This is a genomic window from Streptomyces phaeolivaceus, from assembly GCF_009184865.1.
GTDB classification, from domain to species: domain Bacteria; phylum Actinomycetota; class Actinomycetes; order Streptomycetales; family Streptomycetaceae; genus Streptomyces; species Streptomyces phaeolivaceus.
In genome coordinates, this window is record NZ_CP045096.1 from 8,743,770 (window position 1) to 8,764,403 (window position 20,634).

General features: G+C 70.5%; 14 protein-coding genes and 1 tRNA gene. 10 read left to right on the top strand and 5 right to left on the bottom strand.

The annotated features are described in order from the left end of the window. Positions 1 to 3 precede the first annotated feature (3 nt). The 3 genes from eboE (at position 4) to F9278_RS39925 (ending at position 3,697) form a co-directional block, all read left to right on the top strand. Positions 4 to 1,173: a metabolite traffic protein EboE gene (gene eboE / locus F9278_RS39915; protein WP_152172653.1), complete on the top strand. Its 1,170-nt coding sequence runs from the start codon at positions 4 to 6 to the stop codon at positions 1,171 to 1,173. Then, positions 1,170 to 2,567 (top strand): nucleotide pyrophosphatase/phosphodiesterase family protein, encoded by a 1,398-nt coding sequence (locus F9278_RS39920; RefSeq protein ID WP_152172655.1) that lies wholly within the window; start codon positions 1,170 to 1,172, stop codon positions 2,565 to 2,567. The genes eboE and F9278_RS39920 overlap by 4 nt, the downstream gene beginning before the upstream one ends. Positions 2,568 to 2,653: 86 nt before the next feature. Continuing rightward, a complete protein-coding gene (locus F9278_RS39925) occupies positions 2,654 to 3,697 on the top strand; it encodes a sugar phosphate isomerase/epimerase family protein (protein ID WP_152172657.1) in 1,044 nt (347 codons plus the stop codon). Between the two features lie 83 nt (positions 3,698 to 3,780). Here F9278_RS39925 and F9278_RS39930 read toward each other — a convergent pair whose 3' ends face one another. The 4 genes from F9278_RS39930 to F9278_RS39945 all read right to left on the bottom strand — a co-directional run bounded on the left by F9278_RS39930 (position 3,781) and on the right by F9278_RS39945 (position 10,398). Next, a complete protein-coding gene (locus F9278_RS39930; RefSeq protein WP_152172659.1) occupies positions 3,781 to 5,169 on the bottom strand; it encodes an OFA family MFS transporter in 1,389 nt (462 codons plus the stop codon). A 113-nt stretch (positions 5,170 to 5,282) separates the two neighbouring features. Next, positions 5,283 to 7,433 (bottom strand): acetate--CoA ligase family protein, encoded by a 2,151-nt coding sequence (locus F9278_RS39935; RefSeq protein WP_152172661.1) that lies wholly within the window; start codon positions 7,431 to 7,433, stop codon positions 5,283 to 5,285. Positions 7,434 to 7,436: 3 nt separating this feature from the next. Beyond that, complete coding sequence (gene frc, locus F9278_RS39940) at positions 7,437 to 8,702, bottom strand: formyl-CoA transferase (protein WP_152172662.1); 1,266 nt, start codon at positions 8,700 to 8,702, stop codon at positions 7,437 to 7,439. A 10-nt stretch (positions 8,703 to 8,712) separates the two neighbouring features. After that, entirely contained in the window at positions 8,713 to 10,398 is a 1,686-nt protein-coding gene (locus F9278_RS39945) for a thiamine pyrophosphate-binding protein (RefSeq protein WP_152172663.1), read from the bottom strand. A gap of 144 nt (positions 10,399 to 10,542) precedes the next feature. Here F9278_RS39945 and sucC point away from each other — a divergent pair, with 144 nt between their 5' ends. The 5 genes from sucC to fusA all read left to right on the top strand — a co-directional run bounded on the left by sucC (position 10,543) and on the right by fusA (position 16,919). Next, on the top strand, positions 10,543 to 11,673 hold the full coding sequence (gene sucC, locus F9278_RS39950) for an ADP-forming succinate--CoA ligase subunit beta (RefSeq protein WP_152172664.1): 1,131 nt from the start codon (positions 10,543 to 10,545) through the stop codon (positions 11,671 to 11,673). Between the two features lie 10 nt (positions 11,674 to 11,683). After that, positions 11,684 to 12,568 carry a succinate--CoA ligase subunit alpha gene (sucD, locus tag F9278_RS39955; protein WP_152172666.1) on the top strand — a complete coding sequence of 295 codons (885 nt, stop codon included), beginning with the start codon at positions 11,684 to 11,686 and terminating at the stop codon, positions 12,566 to 12,568. Between the two features lie 59 nt (positions 12,569 to 12,627). Further along, positions 12,628 to 14,178 carry an aldehyde dehydrogenase family protein gene (locus F9278_RS39960; protein WP_152172667.1) on the top strand — a complete coding sequence of 517 codons (1,551 nt, stop codon included), beginning with the start codon at positions 12,628 to 12,630 and terminating at the stop codon, positions 14,176 to 14,178. A 174-nt stretch (positions 14,179 to 14,352) separates the two neighbouring features. Then, positions 14,353 to 14,437, top strand: a tRNA-Leu gene (locus F9278_RS39965). A 349-nt stretch (positions 14,438 to 14,786) separates the two neighbouring features. Beyond that, on the top strand, positions 14,787 to 16,919 hold the full coding sequence (fusA, locus tag F9278_RS39970) for an elongation factor G (protein WP_152172669.1): 2,133 nt from the start codon (positions 14,787 to 14,789) through the stop codon (positions 16,917 to 16,919). 161 nt (positions 16,920 to 17,080) lie between these two features. Here the strand turns inward: fusA and F9278_RS39975 are convergent, their stop codons facing one another. Next, a complete protein-coding gene (locus F9278_RS39975; RefSeq protein ID WP_152172671.1) occupies positions 17,081 to 18,451 on the bottom strand; it encodes a glycoside hydrolase family 43 protein in 1,371 nt (456 codons plus the stop codon). Between the two features lie 408 nt (positions 18,452 to 18,859). Between F9278_RS39975 and F9278_RS39980 the strand changes: the two genes are divergently transcribed. Then, positions 18,860 to 19,789: a hypothetical protein gene (locus tag F9278_RS39980; RefSeq protein ID WP_152172672.1), complete on the top strand. Its 930-nt coding sequence runs from the start codon at positions 18,860 to 18,862 to the stop codon at positions 19,787 to 19,789. A 147-nt stretch (positions 19,790 to 19,936) separates the two neighbouring features. Beyond that, positions 19,937 to 20,380, top strand: coding sequence for a peptidase inhibitor family I36 protein (locus F9278_RS39985; protein WP_152172674.1), 444 nt, complete (start codon positions 19,937 to 19,939; stop codon positions 20,378 to 20,380). Positions 20,381 to 20,634 lie beyond the last annotated feature (254 nt).

A 20,634-nucleotide genomic window follows, 5' to 3' on the forward strand; every position in this document is an offset into this window, starting at 1 on the left:
CCCATGCGCTTCCGCCACCCCGACGGCTCGACCGTCCACCTCGCCTACTGCACTAATGTGCACCCGGCCGAGACCCTCGACGGTGTCCTCGCCCAACTCCGCGACCACTGCGCGCCCGTACGCCGCCGCCTCGGCCGCGACCGCCTCGGCATCGGCCTGTGGCTGGCCAAGGACGCCGCCGCGGCCCTGGTCACCGACCCGTCCGCCCTGCGCGGCCTGCGCACCGAACTCGACCGGCGCGGCCTGGAGGTCGTCACCCTCAACGGCTTCCCCTATCAGGGCTTCGGCGCCGAAGAGGTCAAGTACCGCGTCTACCAGCCGGACTGGGCCGACCCCGAGCGCCTCGACCACACCACCTCCCTCGCCCGTGTCCTCGCCCGGCTCCTCCCGGACGACGTCACCGAGGGCACCATCTCCACCCTGCCGCTGGCCTGGCGCACCGCCCACGACGACACCCGCGCCGCCCGCGCCCGCACGGCCCTGCGCACCCTCGCCGAACGCCTCGACGCCGTCGCCGAGTTGACCGGCCGCTCCATCCGCGTCGGCCTGGAACCCGAGCCCGGCTGCACCGTCGAGACCACCGCCGACGCCATCGGCCCGCTCACCGACATCGGCCACGACCGCATCGGCGTCTGCGTCGACACCTGCCATCTCGCCACCTCCTTCGAAGACCCGCACACCGCCCTGGACGCGCTCACCCGAGCCGGCGTCCCCATCGTCAAATCCCAGCTCTCGGCCGCCCTGCACGCCGAGCACCCGCACCTCCCCGAGGTCCGCGAAGCCCTCGCCGCCTTCGACGAGCCCCGCTTCCTCCACCAGACCCGCACGTCCACCACCGCCGGCCTGCGCGGCACCGACGACCTGGCCGAGGCCCTGGGCGGCGACGCCCTGCCCGACGCCTCACCCTGGCGCGCCCACTTCCACGTCCCGCTCCACGCGGCCCCCACCGCACCCCTCACCTCCACCCTTCCGGTCCTCCAAGCCGCCCTCACCCGTCTCGTCGGCGGCGCCCACCCCCTCACCCACCACCTGGAGGTCGAGACCTACACCTGGCAGGCCCTCCCGGCCGAGCTGCGCCCCAGCACCCGCGTCCAGCTCGCCGACGGGATCGCCGCCGAACTCGCCCTCGCCCGCGACCTGTTGACCGACCTCGGCCTCAAGGAGCTGCCGTGAGCCCGCGCCCCGAAGCGGGGCGGCCCACCCCTCTCCTCGTCCTGGACGTCGTCGGCCTCACCCCCCGTCTCCTGGACCACATGCCCCACCTCAAGGCCCTCGGCCAGTCCGGCTCCCGCGCCCCGCTGGGCACCGTCCTGCCCGCCGTCACCTGCGCCGCCCAGTCCACGTTCCTGACCGGCACACTCCCCGCCGAGCACGGCATCGTCGGCAACGGCTGGTACTTCCGTGAACTCGGCGACGTCCTGCTGTGGCGCCAGCACAACGGTCTCGTCGCCGGTGACAAACTCTGGGACGCCGCCCGCCGCGCCCACCCCGGCTACACGGTCGCCAATATCTGCTGGTGGTACGCCATGGGCGCCGACACCGACATCACCATCACCCCCCGTCCGATCTACTACTCCGACGGCCGCAAGGAACCCGACTGCTACACCCGGCCCCCGGCGCTGCACGACGAACTCACCGCGAAACTCGGCACGTTCCCCCTGTTCCACTTCTGGGGACCGGGCGCCGACCTGGTCTCCAGCCGCTGGATCATCGACGCGACCCGCCACATCCTCCGCACCCGCCGACCCGACCTGGCCCTGTGCTACCTCCCCCATCTCGACTACGACCCGCAGCGCTTCGGCCCCGACGACCCGCGCTCCCTGAAAGCCGCCGCCGACCTGGACAGGGCCGTGGCGCCCCTGCTCGACGACGCCCGCGCGGAGGGCCGTACCGTCGTCGCGCTCTCCGAGTACGGCATCACCCGCGCCGAGCGGCCCGTCGACATCAACCGCGCCCTGCGCCGCGCCGGCCTCCTCGACGTACACACCCAGGACGGCATGGAGTACCTGGACCCGATGGCCTCACGTGCCTTCGCGGTCGCCGATCACCAGATCGCCCATGTGTATGTACGCCGCCCCGAGGACCTGGACGCCACCCGGGAAGCCCTCGCGGATCTGCCCGGGATCGACCAACTCCTCGACGACGAGGGCAAGAAGGCCCATCACCTCGACCATCCGCGCTCCGGCGAGTTCGTTGCCGTCGCGGAGCCGGACGCCTGGTTCACGTACTACTACTGGCTCGACGACGACCGCGCGCCCGACTTCGCGCGACTGGTCGAGATCCACCGCAAACCCGGCTACGACCCGGTCGAGCTGTTCATGGACCCGCTCGACCCGCTGGTGAAGCTCAAGGCGGCCACGGCACTGGCCCGCAAGAAACTCGGCATGCGCTACCGCATGGCGGTCGTGCCGCTGCACCCCTCGCCTATTCGAGGCAGCCACGGCCGCCTTCCCGCGAGCGACGACGACGGTCCGCTCATCATCTGCTCCACCCCCCGAGCCGTCGGTGACCGTGTGGCGGCCACCGATGTGAAAGCACTCCTGCTCCGACTTGCCGGTCTCTCCTGACCGGTGCCCAGGACCCACAGGTCCTGACTGGTCACAAGTGAAGCACTCACCACTGACAACGCCCGCCCACCCGGAGGAGTTCCAGCATGAGCCGCATCCACCAGCCGGATCCCGAACTGACCCACCGCCTCAGCAGACGAGGCATGCTCGGCGTCGCCGCGGGCGCCACCGTCGCCGCCCTGCTGGGCACGGCCGCCCCCGCCGAGGCCGCCGCGGGCACCGAGTCCGCCGCCGCGGGCAAGGGCCGGGGCCGCCCCGTCCTGCCGCCCGGCCGCCTCGGCATCCAGCTCTACAGCCTCCGCGACAAGGTCTCCACCCTCGGCTTCGCCCCCGTCTTCGCCGAGTTGGAGAAGTACGGCTACGACGAGGTCGAGTTCGCCGGCTACACGCAGGGCTCGGCCGGCCCCATCACCCTCGCCCAGCTGAAGCGACTGGCCCGCGACCACGGGCTCACCCCGATCGGCAGCCACGTCGGCTACTACGCGAACGACCCCAACGCGTACACCTTCGCCCAGAACCTCACCAAGGTCCTCGACGACGCCCAGGCCCTCGGCCTCAAGCACATAGGCACCGCCTCGGGTCCCTTCCGCTACGGCATGACCGTCGACGCGATGAAGCGAGCCGCCCACGAGTTCAACACCTACGGCGCGGCGGCCAGGGCGCGCGGCATGAAGTTCTACCAGCACAACCACAGCGAGGAGTTCTCCTTCGCCACCGACAACCCCAAGGTCCGCCTCTACGACGTCCTGCTCCGCGAGACCGACCCCGACCTGGTCTTCCTGGAGATGGACATCTTCTGGGCGTACGTGGCCCAGTTCCGCTTCTCCAAGCGCCCCGACGGCACCGCCGCACCCTTCGAGCCCCTCGACTACGTCCTGCGCCGCCCGAACCGCTACCCGCTCTTCCATGTCAAGGACGGCGAGAGCGACCCGTCGAACCCGTTCGGCTACCGCATGACGGACGTCGGTGACGGTGACATCGACTACCAGAAGTTCATCTCGGCCGTGACCCGGCTGAAGGGCCACCGTCTCGCCCACCACTGGCAGGCCGAGCACGACAACCCCACCGAGTCCTTCACCTTCGCCCGCCGCTCCAGCGAGCATCTGCACTCGCTGCGGGAGAAGTGCTGACCGAGCCGGACGACAACGGCAGCAGGCGACCGCCCCGTGGTGCGGGACCACGGGGCGGTCGCCTGCTGCCGTACGCCTGGGCGTCAGGCCACTTCGTCACCGAGCGGACGGGGGTTGGGAGCGATGCGCCGGGGGCGGGGCCGCCCCGGCGGGTGCAGGAACGTGGCCACACAGCCCGCGAAGAGGGAGATCGTGCCGGCCAGGACGAACGCGCCGGAGTAGTCCCAGGCGGAGACCACGACCGCGCCCATGCCGGAACCGAGCAGACCCGACACCAGCTTCGACGAGTACACCAGGCCGTAGTTGGAGGCGTTGTTGTTCTCACCGAAGTAGTCCGCGGTCATCGCGGCGAACATCGGGAAGATGGCGCCGCCGCCGAAGCCGGAGATGGACGAGAACAGCAGGAAGAGCGGCAGGTTCCCGATGTTCCCGGAGAACAGGATGCCGTACTGCGACAGTCCGAGGACGATGCAGACGAAGATCAGGCACTGCTTGCGGCCGTACCGGTCGGAGAGCCAGCCGATGACACCGCGGCCGGTGCCGTTGACGATCGCCTTCAGGGACATCGCGGTCGCCACGATGCCGCCCGCGAAGCCCGCCTCGTCACCGAAGGGCACCTGGAACGCGATGCCGAAGATGTTCACACCGGAGGTGCACAGCAGACAGAACCACATGAGGGCCACCCGGCCCGTCCTCCACGCCTCCCTGGGGGTGTACTGGTGCACGGCGGGCGGGTTCTTCTCCATCGCGCGCCGGGCGCGCGCGTCGGTGGGCTTCTTCAGCGGGTCGACCTCGGCCGGCCACCAGTTCTTCGGCGGGTCCCGGAAGAAGTAGCCCGCCACCGCCACGACGGAGGCCAGGAAGACACCCACCGCGACGAGCACCCAGCGGAAGTTCGTGAGGTCCATGTAGCCGGTGAAGATGAAGACGAACGGCACCGAACCGTAGGCGAAACCACCGTTCACGAAGCCGGTCTTGCCGCCCTTGCGCTCCGGGTACCACTTGGCGACCATGTTCACGCAGGTCGCGTAGACCATGCCCGCGCCCATGCCGCTGAACATGCCGAAGCCGATGTAGGCGACGATCACATGCGGCGCGAACGCCAGCGAGAGATAGCCGAGCAGGGTGCCGACGGCGCCGCACATCATCGCCCAGCGCGCCGGGAGCCTGCCGCTCTCCCGCAGCTTGCCGGCGGGGAAGGCCACGGCCGCCTGGAAGAATACCCAGACGCCCAGCATCCAGAAGATGTGCGCGCTGCTCCAGCTGTGCGCGGTGTGCAGCGTGTCCTCGGCGGACGCGAACGCGTACTCCGCCGAGCTGATGCCCATCATGCCCACCCACGGCAGGATGACCATCCACTTGCGTTTGCGTCCCATGATGTCCAGGTCGGACTCGCCGATCCGGTACATCCGGCCGTTGGCGTCCGTCACCTCCCGGTAGGGGACGGGTGTGGAGATGTCAGTTGTTGCCATGTCGATCGAACCCTCCGCGTGGAAGAAGTCTGGCCAGCGCCCCCTGTCCGTGCTTCTCTGCGCCGGGGCCCGCGGTGAGCGGTCGCCGCGGACCCCGTGGTTCGAGCCGTCGCTCAGCTCATCGACCGCCCCCCCGACAACCCCGCCGCCCGCGCCCACCGGTACTTGGCGCCGAGCACCGCCACCGGCTTCTCGGTCGTGTACGGGTACGCCACGACCCCCCGCTCGAAGAGGTACTGGCAGGCCTCCTCCACCTCGACATCGCCCGCGAGAGACGCGACCACGGGCTTCTCGATGCCGCGCTCCCGGAACTCGGCCACCACGCGCGCGGTCAGCTCCGCGAAGACCATCGGGGGAGTGACGATGGTGTGCCAGTAGCCGAGGACGAGCGCGTGGACGCGCGGGTCCTCCAGGCCCAGCCGGATCGTCGCCTCGTACGTCGACGGCGGCTCGCCCCCGGTGATGTCGACCGGGTTGCCGGCGGCCCCGAACGGCGGGATGAACGTCCGGAAGGACGCGTCCAGGTCCGGCGGGATCTCCATCAGGGAGAGCCCGTTGTCCGTCACCGCGTCCGACAGCAGTACGCCGCTGCCGCCCGCGCCCGTGATGATCACGATGTTGTCGCCCTGGGGAGCCGGAAGCACCGGCAACGCGCGCGCGTACTCAAGCATTTCGTTCAGCCCAGGGGCCCTGATGACACCGGCCTGCTTGAGGACGTCCTCGTACACGGCGTCGTCGCCCGCCAGCGCGCCCGTGTGCGACCCCGCCGCCTTCGCCCCCGCCGCCGTACGGCCCGCCTTCAGGACCACCACCGGCTTCTTGGGGACGGTCGCCCGCGCGGCCTCCACGAAGGCCCGCCCGTCCTTGAGGTCCTCCAGGTGCATCGCGATGCACTCGGTGTGCGGGTCCTCGCCGAACCAGGTCAGCAGATCGTCCTCGTCCAGGTCCGACTTGTTGCCGAGCCCGACGATCGCCGACACACCCGTCCTCGTGGTCCGCGCGAAGCCCAGGATGGCCATCCCGATCCCGCCGGACTGCGAGGTGAGCGCCACCCCGCCCTTGACGTCGTACGGCGTGCAGAACGTGGCGCAGAGGTCCTGCCAGGTCGAGTAGTAGCCGTAGATGTTCGGCCCCAGCAGCCGGACGCCGTGCCGTTCGGCGATGGCGACGATCTCGTCCTGGAGCGCGTGCTCGCCGGTCTCCGCGAAACCCGACGGGATCAGTACGGCGTTGGGGACGCCCTTGCGGCCCACCTCCTCCAGCGCCGCGGCCACGAACTTGGCGGGGATCGCGAAGACCGCCACATCCACCTCACCGGGAACGTCCGTGACACTCTTGTACGCCTTGCGGCCCAGGATGTCATCGGCCTTGGGGTTCACCGGATGGATCTCCCCGGCGAAACCGCCGTCGATGAGGTTGCGCATCACCGAATTGCCGATCTTGCCCTGCTCGTTGGAGGCCCCGATCACGGCCACCGACGAGGGCTGCATCAGCCGGCGCATCGAGACGAGGATCTCGTCCCTGGTGTACGTCCGCCGGGGCTTCGGCACCGACTCCGCGAGGATCACCCGGATGTCCGCCGCGACCGCCCCCTCCGGGGTCGCGATCACCGGGTTGAGGTCCACCTCGGCGATCTCCGGGAAGTCCGCGACGAGTTCGGAGACCCGCCGGATCTGCTCGGCGATCGCCCACCGGTCCACGGGAGGCGCCCCGCGCACCCCGCGCAGGATCTCCGCCGCGCGGATCGAGTCCAGCATGGAGAGCGCCTCGTCCGCGTCGACCGGCGCGAGCCGGAACGTCACGTCCTTGAGGACCTCGACCAGCACCCCGCCGAGCCCGAAGGCGACGACTTTCCCAAACGTCTGGTCGGTGACCGCCCCGACGATGACCTCCTGCCCCTTCGGCAGCAGCTCCTGCACCTGGACACCCTCGATACGGGCGTCCGGCGCGTACGCCCGCGCGTTGTCGACGATCGTGTGGAACGCGGCCCGCACATCGGCTGCGCCCTCCACTCCGACGATCACACCGCCCGCGTCGGTCTTGTGGAGGATGTCCGGCGACACGATCTTCATCACCACGGGTCCGCCGAAGCGCGCCGCGAACGACACCGCCTCGTCGACGTCCCGCGCCAACTCCTCGCCGGGTACGGCGATCCCGTACGCGTCGGCGATCACCTTGCCCTCCGGCGCGGTCAGCGCGCTGCGGCCCTCGGCCCGTACGGCGTCGAGGAGTCCACGCACCCTCAGCACCCGGTCTTCGGCCATCAATCAGATCACTCCGTTCGACTTGAGCAGCCGCAGTTCCTCGTCACCGAGGCCCAGCTCGCCGACGTAGACCTCTTCGTTGTGCTCGCCGAGCAGGGGTGAACTGGTCACGTCCACGGGAGAGTCGGACAGCTTCAGCGGGCTGCCGACGGTCACGAAGTCGCCGCGCTCGGGGTGCGGGACGGTGACGACCATCTCGTTGGAGACCAGGGACTCGTCCTCGATGATCTCCTTGGTGGAGAGGATCGGCCCGCACGGGATGTTGTGGGCGTTGAGCCGCTCCAGCACCTCCCACTTGGGCAGCGTGGAGGACCACTCCTCGATCAGCTGGAACATCTTGTCGAGCTTGGGCAGCCGGGCCTCCGGCGTCGCCCACTCGGGGTCGTCCGCCAGTTCGGGCCGGCCGATCAGCTCGCTCATCGGCTGCCAGCCCACCGGCTGCACGATGACGTAGACGTAGTCGTTCGGGCCGCCCGGCGCGCACTTCACGGCCCAGCCGGGCTGACCGCCGCCGGACGCGTTCCCGGACCTGGGAACCTCGTCGCCGAAGTCGTCGTTGGGATATTCACGGAGCGGGCCATGTGCCAGGCGCTGCTGATCCCTCAGCTTCACCCGACAGAGGTTGAGGACGGCATGCTGCATGGCCACATTGACCCGCTGGCCACGCCCGGTGTTCTCCCGCTGGTACAGCGCCGCGAGAATCCCCGCCACGGCGTGGATGCCCGTGCCCGAGTCCCCGATCTGGGCCCCCGTCGCCAGCGGCGGCCCGTCCTCGAAGCCGGTGGTCGCCATGGACCCGCCCATGGCCTGCGCCACGACCTCGTACGCCTTGAAGTTGGTGTACGGACCGTCCCCGAACCCCTTGATGGAGGCATAGACGATACGCGGATTGATCTCCTGGATACGGTCCCAGGTGAAGCCCATCCGGTCGACCGCGCCGGGTCCGAAGTTCTCGACCATGACGTCCGAGCGCCGGATCAGCTCGGTGAGGATCTCCTTGCCGCGTTCGGTCTTGGTGTTGAGGGTGATGCTCCGCTTGTTGCAGTTGAGCATCGTGAAGTAGAGGGAGTCGACGTCCGGGAGGTCGCGCAGCTGCTTGCGCGTGATGTCCCCGCTCGGCGCCTCCAGCTTCACCACGTCCGCGCCCAGCCAGGCGAGCAGTTGGGTGGCGGACGGGCCGGACTGGACGTGGGTCATGTCCAGGACACGGATGCCTTCGAGAGCCTTGGCCGACGTTCCTGCGCCGGACGTTCCTGCGATAGGGGTCATCGGGGGCACCTCACTTGTACATCGTCTGGTTCATGGTTCCGGGGGCGTACGCGTCCGGGTCGACCCAGACGTTGATCAGCGACGGCTTGCCCGACTCCCGGGCGCGCCGGAGCGCGGGGCCGATGTCGGCGGGGTCGCGGACCTCCTCGCCGTGACCGCCCAGCATCTGGGCGAACTTGTCGTAGTGGACGTCGCCGAGGGTGTTGCCGATCCGCTCGCGCTCCAGGCCGTACTTCTGGGCCTGGCCGTAACGGATCTGGTTCATGGAGGAGTTGTTGCCGATGATCCCGACGAAGGGGAGGTCGTAGCGGACGAGGGTCTCGAAGTCCCAGCCGGTGAGGGAGAAGGCACCGTCACCGAAGAGGGCCACCACCTCCTTGTCGGGCCGCGCCTTCTTCGCGGCCAGCACGAAGGGGACGCCGACGCCGAGCGTGCCGAGGGGGCCCGGGTCCATCCAGTGCCCGGGTGACTTGGGCTGCACGACCTGCCCGGAGAAGGTGACGATGTCGCCGCCGTCGCCGATGTAGAGGGAGTCCTCGGTGAGGAAGTCGTTGATCTCGCTGACCAGCCGGTAGGGGTGGATCGGGGAGGCGTCGGACTTCAGGCTGGGCAGCCGCTTCTCGATGGCCACCTGCTCGGCGGCGCGCAGCTCGTCCAGCCACTCCTTGCGCCGCGACGCGCCCCCGTTGACGCGTCCGGAGGCCGCCTCCGTCACCGACTTGAGCACGAGGCCCGCGTCGCCGACGATCCCGAGGTCGATGTCGCGGTTCTTGCCGACGGTCCGGTAGTCGAGGTCGATCTGCACGACGGTCGCGTCCGGCGACAGCCGCTTGCCGTAGCCCATGCGGAAGTCGAAGGGCGTACCGACGATGACGATGACGTCGGCGTGGGAGAAGGCGTACCGGCGGGAGAGCTGGAAGTGGTGCGGGTCGCCGGGCGGTAGGGTGCCGCGTCCCGCGCCGTTCATGTACGCCGGGATGTTCAGCGTGCGCACCAGGTCGATGGCGGACCCGGTGCCCCGGGTCGTCCACACCTGGCTGCCCAGCAGGATCGCGGGCTTCTCGGCGTGCACCAGCAGATCGGCGAGCTTCTCGATGGCCTCGGGGTCGCCGGCCGAGCGGGTCGAGGCCCGGTAGGCGCCGGCCTTCGGCACCCGTGCCTTCTCCACGGGCACCTTGGCGTCGAGGACGTCACGCGGGATCTCCAGGAAGGAGGGGCCGGGGGCGCCGTGGTAGCACTCGCGGAACGCCATCGACACCATGTCGGCGGCGCGAGCCGTGTCCGGCACGGTCGCCGCGAACTTGGTGATCGGCGTCATCATGTCGACGTGCGGCAGGTCCTGGAGGGACCCCATCTTGTGCTGGGTGTGCGCGCCCTGGCCGCCGATCAGCAGCATCGGGGACTCGGCGCGGAAGGCGTTGGCGACACCGGTGACGGCGTCGGTCGTACCGGGGCCGGCGGTGACGACCGCGCAGCCGGGCTTGCCGGTGATCCGGGCGTAGCCGTCGGCGGCGTGGGCGGCGACCTGCTCGTGGCGTACGTCGACGACCTCGATGCCCTCGTCCACGCAGCCGTCGTAGATATCGATGATGTGGCCGCCGCACAGGGTGTAGATGACCTCCACACCCTCCGCTTTGAGTGCCTTGGCGACGAGGTGACCACCGGAGATGAGTTCCTGGCTGTTGCCGTCGGGCATGGCGAAGTCCTGTCCCTTCGTAGGGGATTGGAGTGCTCTCGCGGTTGATTGCATACAGTCGACGAATACTGTATGAAGCTTGTTATCCCGCATCCGGTGGGTGGTGTCCAGGGGGCGTGCGGCACTCTTGAGTCAGGAGCCGGAATGGACCTTTTCGAGCACCAGGCAAGGCAACTCTTCGAAGAACACGGCATCTTGGTGCCACGGGCCGAGGTCGCCGACTCGCCCAAGGAGGCCCGCGAGATCGCCCGCAGGCTGGGCGGACGCGTCGTCGTCAAGGCCCAGGTGAAGGCCGGCGGACGCGGCAAGGCGGGCGGGGTGAAGCTCGCCGCCGACCCCGCCGCCACCGAACTGACGGCACGGCAGATCCTCGGAATGGACATCAAGGGCCACACCGTCCACACGGTGATGGTCGCCGAACCCGTCGCGATCGAGAGCGAGTTCTACGTCTCGTACGTCCTCGACCGCGCGGCCGGCCGCTTCCTCGCGATCGCCTCGGCCGAGGGCGGCATGGAGATCGAGGAGGTCGCCGCGACCCGGCCGGAGGCCGTGGCCCGTATCCCCATCGACCCCGCCGAGGGCGTCACCCCGGCGAAGGCGGCCGAGATCGCCGACGCGGCGGGCCTGCCCGCGCAGACCGTCGACGTCCTCGTACGACTGTGGGGGGTGCTGACCCGCGAAGACGCTGTCCTCGTCGAGGTGAACCCCCTCGTCCGCACCGCACAGGGCCGGATCCTCGCCCTCGACGGCAAGGTCACCCTCGACGACAACGCGAGCTTCCGGCAGACCCGTTGGGGCGACGAGGGCTTCGCGCACGACGACCCGCTGGAGGCGGCAGCGGCGGCCAAGGGCCTCAACTACGTGAAGCTGGACGGCGAGGTCGGAATCATCGGCAACGGCGCCGGACTCGTCATGTCCACCCTCGACGTCGTCGCGGGCTGCGGCGCGCGCCCCGCGAACTTCCTCGACATCGGCGGCGGCGCCTCCGCCCAGATCATGGCCGACGGCCTCTCCGTCATCCTCTCCGACCCCGACGTGAAGTCCGTCCTCGTCAACGTCTTCGGCGGGATCACCGCCTGCGACGCGGTCGCCGACGGCATCGTGCGGGCCCTGGACAGGGTGGACTTGACCAAACGTTTGGTAGTCCGCCTGGACGGCAACAACGCCGCCCGCGGCCGGGCCGTCCTCGACGACCGCGACCACCCCCTCGTCCACCAGGCCACCACCATGGACGGCGCCGCGCGCCGCGCCGCCGACCTCGCCCACGCGAACTGAGGAGCCGGACATGGCCATCTACCTCACCAAGGAGAGCAAGGTCCTGGTCCAGGGCATGACCGGCGGCGAGGGCATGAAGCACACCCGCCGCATGCTCGCCGCCGGCACGAACGTCGTCGGCGGCGTCAACCCTCGCAAGGCGGGCCGCACCGTCGACTTCGACGACCGTGCCGTCCCCGTCCTCGGCTCCGTCGCCGAGGGCATCGAGGTCACCGGCGCCGACGTGACCGTCGTCTTCGTCCCGCCCGCCTTCGCCAAGGCGGCCGTCACCGAGGCCGCAGACGCGGGCATCGGCCTCGCGGTCGTCATCACCGAGGGCATCCCCGTCCACGACTCCGTCGCCTTCACCGCGTACGCCCGGTCCAAGGGCACCCGGATCATCGGCCCCAACTGCCCCGGCCTGATCACCCCCGGCCAGTCCGACGCGGGCATCATCCCCGCCGACATCACCAAACCGGGCCGCATCGGCCTGGTCTCCAAGTCCGGCACCCTCACCTACCAACTCATGTACGAACTGCGGGACATCGGCTTCTCCACCTGCGTCGGCATCGGCGGCGACCCCGTCGGCGGCACCACCCACATCGACTGCCTCGCCGCCTTCCAGGACGACCCCGACACCGAACTGATCGTCCTCATCGGCGAGATCGGCGGCGACGCCGAGGAACGGGCCGCCGCGTACATCCGCGACCACGTCACCAAACCCGTCGTCGGCTACATCGCCGGATTCACCGCCCCCGAGGGCAGGACGATGGGCCACGCCGGGGCGATCGTCTCCGGCTCCTCCGGTACCGCGCAGGCCAAGAAGGAGGCCCTGGAAGCGGTCGGGGTGCGGGTCGGCGGCACACCCACGGAGACGGCCCGGCTCGTGCTGGCCGCCCTGGAAGCCGGGGCCTGACCGCACCCCTGGCCCATGCACCACCCGCCCCCGACTGTGCACCGAGAGCGGAGCAACGTATGGCATCCACCCTCACCCTCAAATCCGGCAGCGCCTGGACCGACGCCTGGCGGCGCTGTCTCGCCGTCGCCCCCGAGGCCTTCCGGGACGACCGGGTCCTCAACCTCTGGAACGGCACCTGGCAGGCCGACGGCCGGGCACTGCCCGCCACCACCCCCGTCGACGGCAGCCCCGTCGACGGCCCGCCCCGCCTGGACGGCACCACCGCTCACCGCGCGGTACGCGCCTCCCTCGACCAGCACCGGGCCTGGCGCCACGTCCCCCTCGACGAACGCCGCGCCCGCGTCGCCGCCACCCTCGACGCCCTCACCCAGCACCGTGAACTGCTCGCCCTGCTCCTCGTCTGGGAGATCGGCAAACCCTGGCGCCTCGCGCGGGCGGACGTGGACCGGGCCATCGACGGCGCCCGCTGGTACGTCGACGGCATCGAACCCATGGTCGAGGGGCGCGTCCCCCTCGACGGCCCGGTCTCCAACATCGCCAGCTGGAACTACCCGATGAGCGCGCTCGTCCACGCCATGCTGGTCCAGGCCCTGGCCGGCAACGCGGTCATCGCCAAGACGCCCACCGACGGCGGCGTGGCCTGCCTGACCCTGGCCGCCGCGCCCGCCACCCGCGAGGGCATCCCGGTCACCCTGGTCAGCGGCAGCGGACGCGAACTGTCCGAGGCACTGGTCCGCGCCCCCGAGATCGGCTGCGTCTCCTTCGTGGGCGGCCGGGACACCGGCGCCGCCGTGGCCACCGCCGTCGCCGACCTGGGCAAACGCCATGTCCTGGAACAGGAGGGCCTGAACACCTGGGGTATCTGGAACCACACCGACTGGGACATCCTGACCGACGTCGTCCCCAAGCTCTTCGACTACGGCAAACAGCGCTGCACCGCCTACCCGCGCTTCGTCGTGCAGCGCGAGTCCTTCGACGACTTCCTCGCCGCGTACCTCCCGGCGGTCCGCACCCTCCGCGTCGGCCACCCGCTGGCCGTGGAGCACCCCGACGACCCCTGCCCGAGCCTGGACTTCGGGCCCGTCATCAACGCCGCCAAGGCCAAGGAGCTGACCGACCAGGTCGCCGAGGCCGTCGACCGGGGCGCCGTCCCCCTGCACCGGGGCAGGCTCGCCGACGCGCGCTTCCTGCCCGGCCAGGACACCGGCGCGTACGTCCGGCCCGTCACCCTCCTCAACCCGCCGCCCTCCTCCCCGCTCCACCACGCGGAACCCTTCGGCCCGGTCGACAGGATCGTCCTGGTCGACACCGAGGCCGAACTGCTCGCCGCCATGAACGCCTCCAACGGCGCGCTCGTCGCCACCCTCTCCACCGACGACCGGGCGACGTACGAGCGGCTGGCACCCCAGACCCGGGCGTTCAAGATCGGCCATGGCACACCCCGCTCGCGCGGCGACCGCGAGGAACTCTTCGGCGGCTTCGGCGCGTCCTGGCGGGGCGCCTTCGTCGGCGGCGAGCTGCTGGTGAAGGCCGTGACCTACGGCCCGGCGGGGGAGCGGTTGCCGGGCAACTTCCCCGAGTACCACCTCATGCCCTCCGCGGCCTGACCTGGCCGGATCGTGACCGTCCGATCACCCTCCGGAGGGTCGTAAGGGCCCGCGCGCCGAGGCCCGCACGACCCCCTCCGGAGCCCGGATATGCAGGTGAAGGGCGCTCCGAAACCTTGGTATTGTTGTCCATGTCGCCGCCGGGAACACTCCCGGCCAGGCGGCAGACACCTGGTCCGGGTGGCGGAATGGCAGACGCGCTAGCTTGAGGTGCTAGTGCCCTTTATCGGGCGTGGGGGTTCAAGTCCCCCCTCGGACACATCAACCCCATCCACCGGGTTTCCGGTCGGTGGGGTTTCTCGTCGTCCGGGGCCGTCGAGGCACTTCGGGGGCCGCGAAAAAATGCGGTGCCCCGAGCTGATCCTTTCCCTAAGCTCACCTCATCGAACGACGAGAGAGGGGAGCCCGGCCATGCGTGAGCGCACCGCTGTCGTCGTTCCCCGTTCCCTCTACGACGTGATCCTCGTGTCCTCGTCCGGCCGGTGCCCGCTGCGCGGCCGGTACCGGACGCCCGTGACGTACGCCTGACGCCTTCTGACGTCTTCGCTCGGCGCCCTCGCACGGGAATCGCGCTGCCCTGAAACAGCTCAGCTGAAAGGCCATGGGCCATGCGCAGCAACGTCGACCACCTCACCAACCCTCTGACCGCCGTGCGGAACCTGGGCATCCTCGCCCATGTGGACGCGGGCAAGACCACCGTCACCGAGCGGTTCCTGTACGCCACCGGCACCACGCACAAGCGCGGCGAGGTCCACGACGGCACGACCGTCACCGACTACGACCCGCAGGAGCGCGATCGCGGGATCACGATCTTCGCGGCGGCGGTCAGCTGTGCCTGGGACGGGCATCGGATCAATCTGATCGACACCCCGGGCCATGTCGACTTCGCCGACGAGGTGGAGCGTTCGCTCCGGGTGCTCGACGGCGCGATCGCCGTGTTCGACGCGGTCGCGGGCGTCGAACCGCAGAGCGAGTCGGTGTGGCGGCAGGCCGACCGGCACGGCGTACCGCGTATCGCCTTCGTCAACAAGCTGGACCGCGCGGGCGCCGACCTCGACGCCGCCGTCGAGTCGATCCGGCAGCGGCTCCATCCGGCGCCGCTGGTGGTGCAGTTGCCGATCGGCGCGGAGGACGGGTTCGTCGGAGTCGTGGACCTGCCGCGTATGCGGGCCCTGGTCTGGGCGGACGGCGACGACAACGCCACGGAGGGCCCGGTTCCGGACGCCCTGCGGGACGAGGCGGAGCTGCGCCGACGGCGGCTGGAGGAGGCGGTGGCGGAACTGCATCCGGGGGCGCTGGAGGAGTTCTGCGCCGAGTCCACGCTCTCCGCGCGGACGCTGGTCACCGCGCTGCGCGACCTTACCCGCACGGGGGAGGGCGTGGTCGTGCTGTGCGGCTCGGCCTACCGCAACCGTGGCATCGAACCGCTGCTCGACGCGGTCGTGGCGTATCTGCCCTCGCCGCTGGACGTACCGCCCGTACGCGGTACGCACGACGGTACGGAGCAGGAGCGGGCCGCCGACGAGCGAGTACCGCTCGCGGCCCTGGCGTTCAAGGTGAGCGCCACGGCCACGGGACGGCTGACCTATCTGAGGCTGTACTCGGGCACGATCCGGAAGGGGGACACCGTGCTGGACGCGGGTACGCGGCGCACCGAGCGGATCGGCCGGATCCTGCGGGTCCGGGCCGACCGGCACGCCGAACTGGACCACGCGGCGGCCGGGGACATCGTCGCGGTGGTCGGGCTGAAGTCGGCCCGCGCGGGCACCACGCTGTGCGCGCCGGCGGCGCCGCTGCTGCTCGAACCGCCGTCCGTCGCCGACCCGGTGGTGTCCGTGGCCGTCGAGGCACGCCGGAGCACCGACACCGACCGGCTCGCGACGGCCCTCGCGCGACTGGCGGAGGAGGACCCCTCGCTGGTCGTACGGACCGACCCCGAGACCGGTCAGACCCTGCTGTCCGGCATGGGCGAACTGCATCTGGAGGTGGCGGTGGAGAAGATCCGCCAGAGCCAGAGCCAGAGCCAGAGCCAGAGCCAGAGCCAGAGCCAGAGTCAGGGGCAGGGGCAGGGGCTCGAAGTCGTCGTCGGGCGGCCTCGGGTCGCCTATCGGGAGACGGTCGTGCGCGGGGTGTCCGGTCTTGTCTTCCGGCACGTCAAACAGGACGGCGGGGCGGGGCAGTTCGCCCATGTGGTGCTGGACGTGGCGCCTCTGGAGGCGGAGGGAGACGGTGCCGCCACGGGGTTCGTGTTCCGGTCGACCGTCGTCGGCGGGCGGGTGCCGCAGGAGTACGTCCGCGCGGTCGAGGCCGGCTGCCGTGACGCCCTCGCCGAGGGGCCGCTCGGCGGTCACCCGGTGACCGGGCTGAGTGTCACCCTGACCGACGGGGCGACCCACTCCAAGGACTCCTCGGAGATGGCGTTCCGCACGGCCGGGCGGCTGGCGCTGCGGGAGGCCATGCGGGTCGGGGTGATGGGGCTCCTCGAACCCGTCGCCGAGGTCACCGTCACCGTGCCCGCGGACGCCGTGGGCGGGGTGCTCGGGGATCTCGCGGCGCGGCGGGGGCGGGTCACGGACTCCGTGACCCGGGGCGGTTCGGTGGTCGTCACGGCGACCGTGCCGCTGGCGGAGCTGTTCGGGTATGCGACGCGGCTGCGTAGTCGTACGCAGGGGCGGGGCACGTTCACGGCGCGGCCGGCCGGGTATGTGAGGGCGCCGGGTGTGGTGGTGAGTGAGCGGTGAGGTGGGGGCGGGTGGGGGTGCGCGTGGGGTTGGTCGCCCCCGCCGCCCCTACCCGTCCCATCCTCAAGGGGCTGTGCCCCTTTGACCCCCGTCCGCGGGTCGGCGGGGGTTCTCGCGCAGTTCCCCGCGCCCCTGACGGGGCGCGGGGAACTGCTTCGCCGTCACGCCCAGGGGCTCACCGCCGTGAAGGAGCTGTCGGCTCGGAAGGTGTCCGTGGCCTGGTACACGTCCAGGCGGAGTTCGTAGTTGTAGTGGCGGATGTAGCGGCCGGGGTAGTTGTACGACTCCAGGCGGACCGAGCCGGAGGCCGTGCCGGGGCGGGCGCAGTACGTGGCGTCCTTGTCGAAGACGGTCGTGCCGTCGTCCGTGGCGAAGCGGACGCGGTAGTCCCAGTGCCGCAGATAGCGGCCCGACGAGTCACGGAAGGAGTAGCAGTTGGCGTCCGCGAGGCCGGGCACGATCGTGAAGGTCGCGCTCTGCTTGACGGCGGTGGTGCTGGCGGAGGTCACCGGGTCGACATAACCGAGGCTGTCGGAGCGGACCACGGCGTAGCGGCCCGTGTAGTTGACGGACTGGAGGGAGCGGGTGGTGTTGGTGGGGAGGGTGACCCCGCCGGAGACCGTCTCCTTGAGGACCGTCAGATGGCGTACGAAGCCGGTGAGACCGGGGAGTTCGGTCGGCGTCGACCAGGTGGCGAAGTTGTCGTAGCTGTCGCTGTACCAGTATTTCCCGGCGCCGTAGGCGTCGTAGTAGATCCGCCAGCCGCCGTTGTCGAGCTGGACGAGTGCCGGGCCCTCCATACCGGAGCCGAAGCCGGCCCAGTTGCCCGTCTTCTGGATGGTGTACGGGCCGGTGAGGCTGGAGGCGGTGGCGTACTCGATGTACTTCGTCGTCTCGTTCTTGGTGAACGCGTGGTAGGTGGAGCCGACCTTGACGACGAAGGTGTCGATGTAGTTCGGGCTGATGCCGGAGAGCACGGTCGGGGCGGACCAGGCGGTGAGCGCGGAGTTGGTGGCCGTCAGCTTGTACGGCTTGAAGATCCACTCGCCGTCGGCCGCGATGGACGCGGACAGGATGATGTTGACGCTGCCGTTGCTGTCGACGAACCACTCGGGCGCCCAGGCGCGCTGCAGACCGCTGATCGGGACCGTGTAGTCGTACAGGAAGGTCCAGTTGAGGCGGTCGGTGGAGCGGGCGAAGCCGATGGTGGTGGAGAGCGCCGACCAGGTGCGGGTGGTGTACGTCAGGTAGTAGTAGCCGTCCGTGTGCTTGAAGATGCTGGGGTCACGGATCAGGCCGGAGGGCGGGGTGTACGCCGGGCCCTTCTGGAGGGTGAAGCCGGTCGCGTCCGGCGAGTCGTAGACGTACATGTTCGACTCGCTGCTGTTGGTGAACGCGGTCATCGTGTAGCGCGTGGCCTGCCCGGCCGCCGGGTGAGCGGCTCCGGCCGGGGCTGCGAGGGCGGTGGCCAGGCCCAGTAGGGCGGCCACCGAGGTGAGGAGGGCGAGGACCGCCCTGAGGGTTCTGTTCAACGCTCGTCCCATCTACGCGTGAACTGCCCTGAGGCGTGGGATGTTGTTCGAAATATCGGCTCTTGTGCGGAAGTTCGATCAGAAGATAAGAGTGGGGCATGTTCGCGTCAATGGATTGAGCCAGGCTTTCTGCGAAGCGGGATTCCGCTTTGGGTCCGCCATGACTCCGCTGTGCTGTCGCTGTGTCCGCCGACCGTCGGCCCCCGTTCCGCTCCGGCGTTGGTCCCGCGTACCGCTCCGGCGTTGCCTTCGATGCCGCGTTTCCGCAGCTCATCCCCCGTTTCCCGGACGCCGCACAGGAGGGCAACAGGAAACCCGTCGACCCCGGTGAGCGGCGGGGCAACTCTGGATTCGTCAGCGACGGCGGAACCCGGCGACGGGACGGACGAGGCCAGGGGGGTGGAGACCATGAGACGGGCGCTCAAGTCTCTGTGTGTGGTCATGGCGGCCACCGCGGCCGTCACGACCGGTTGCGCCGGCGGGGACAGCGGCGACGGGGGCCGGGAGCGGGCGGACCGGAAGCCGCGTCCCGAGGCGCTCACCTGGCAGCAGGAACTGCGCAACAGCGACGCCCAGCAGCACCTGACCGCCGAGTGCATGCGACGCCAGGGCTTCATCTACTGGGAGGACCGCACGCTGACCCTCCAGGAGAGCCGTCCGGTGCGGTACGTCCAGGACGACGTGGCGTGGGCCCGTGCCCACGGCTACGGCGGACGGATCGACGCCAAGAGCCAGCGGGCCCGCGAGGACAACCCGCTCGGCGCCTACCGCCAGCGCCTCTCCGCGTCCCGGCGCGCCGCCTTCGACACCGCGCTCGACGGCGGCGGCGACGCCCGCACGCTCACGGCACCGCTCCCGGGCGGCGGGGAGATCCGCAAACGCAGCGGCGGCTGCATGGAGGAGGCCGAACGCGAGCTGTACGGCGACCCGGCCGAATGGTTCCGCACCGGCAAGATCGCCACGGGCCTCAACGCCCTCTACGGCGGTGACCTGATGAAGGACCCCCAGCTCACCGACCGGCTCCGGGCGTGGGCCCGCTGCATGAAGAAGGCGGGGCAGCCCTACGACGACCCCCAGGCGGCCCGCGACGCCGTCCGCGTCGACACCAGCCGGCTGGGCACCGCCCGCGCCGACGAGGCGTTCGCCGCCGAGCGGAGGACCGCCGTCGCGGACGCGACCTGCGCCCGCGAGACCTCCCTCAAGGCCGTGGCCTCGGCCCGGGAGACGTACTACCAGGACCGCCTGCGCGACCGGTTCGGCGAGGACGTCGACACCTACCGCGGCCTCGGCCGGCAGGCCTACGACCGGGCGGTGCGCATCGTCCCGGAGCGCGACTGACCACCGCGCGCCTCCGGCGCACACCGTCCACGGGGGGCCTTCGGGCGCACACCGACCAACCGCAGTACCGACCAACCGCAGTACCGACCAACCGCAGTACCGACCTGTCGCAGCACCAAGAAAACAAAGAAAACGAGGGGAAACACCATGCGCAAGTTCACCGCCACGGCAGCGCTTCTCGGGCTCGCCGCCCTGGGCGTTCTCGTACCCGCCGCCACCTCGCAGGCCGCCGTCGCCGGTCCCGGCTGCGACAGCAAGTGGGGCCCGCGCAACGGCAACATGTACGCCTGGCAGGACCTGGACTGCTCCGGCACACAGCTGATCGTCGCCGCGGGCAACAGCGCCAACTGGGGCGCCGGCTCCAACGACAAGGCCACGTCCGTCATGAACCGCGGCTTCACCGGCGGCCTCGACCACGTCGCGTTCTACGAGCACGACAACTTCGGGGGCGGCCACGCCTGTCTCGCCCCGGGCGAGCTGTACGCCGACAACCTGACCGACAACCGCCTCACCAGCGGCGTGGGAGCCAACGACAGCATCACCTCGCACCGCTGGGTGGCCAGGAGCGCCTGCGGCGCCTTCCTGACCTGATCCCCCCACCGGCACGGGCGGCCCGGGACCGACCACCCCGGGCCGCCCGTGCCCGACCGGGAGCCTCGTACGAACGTCCGGAACCGCACCAGGGTTCCGGACGTTCGGGTTTTCGCCACTCCGGGTGAAAGTCATGGCTGCCCCGACCACCCCGACAGTAGCCTGGGCATCTGCCGTAGCACGGCCAGTACTGCCTTGGGGGACACCTTGGGGGACCCGCGGCCCGGAGACGATCCGGACCCTCGCGAAGACCG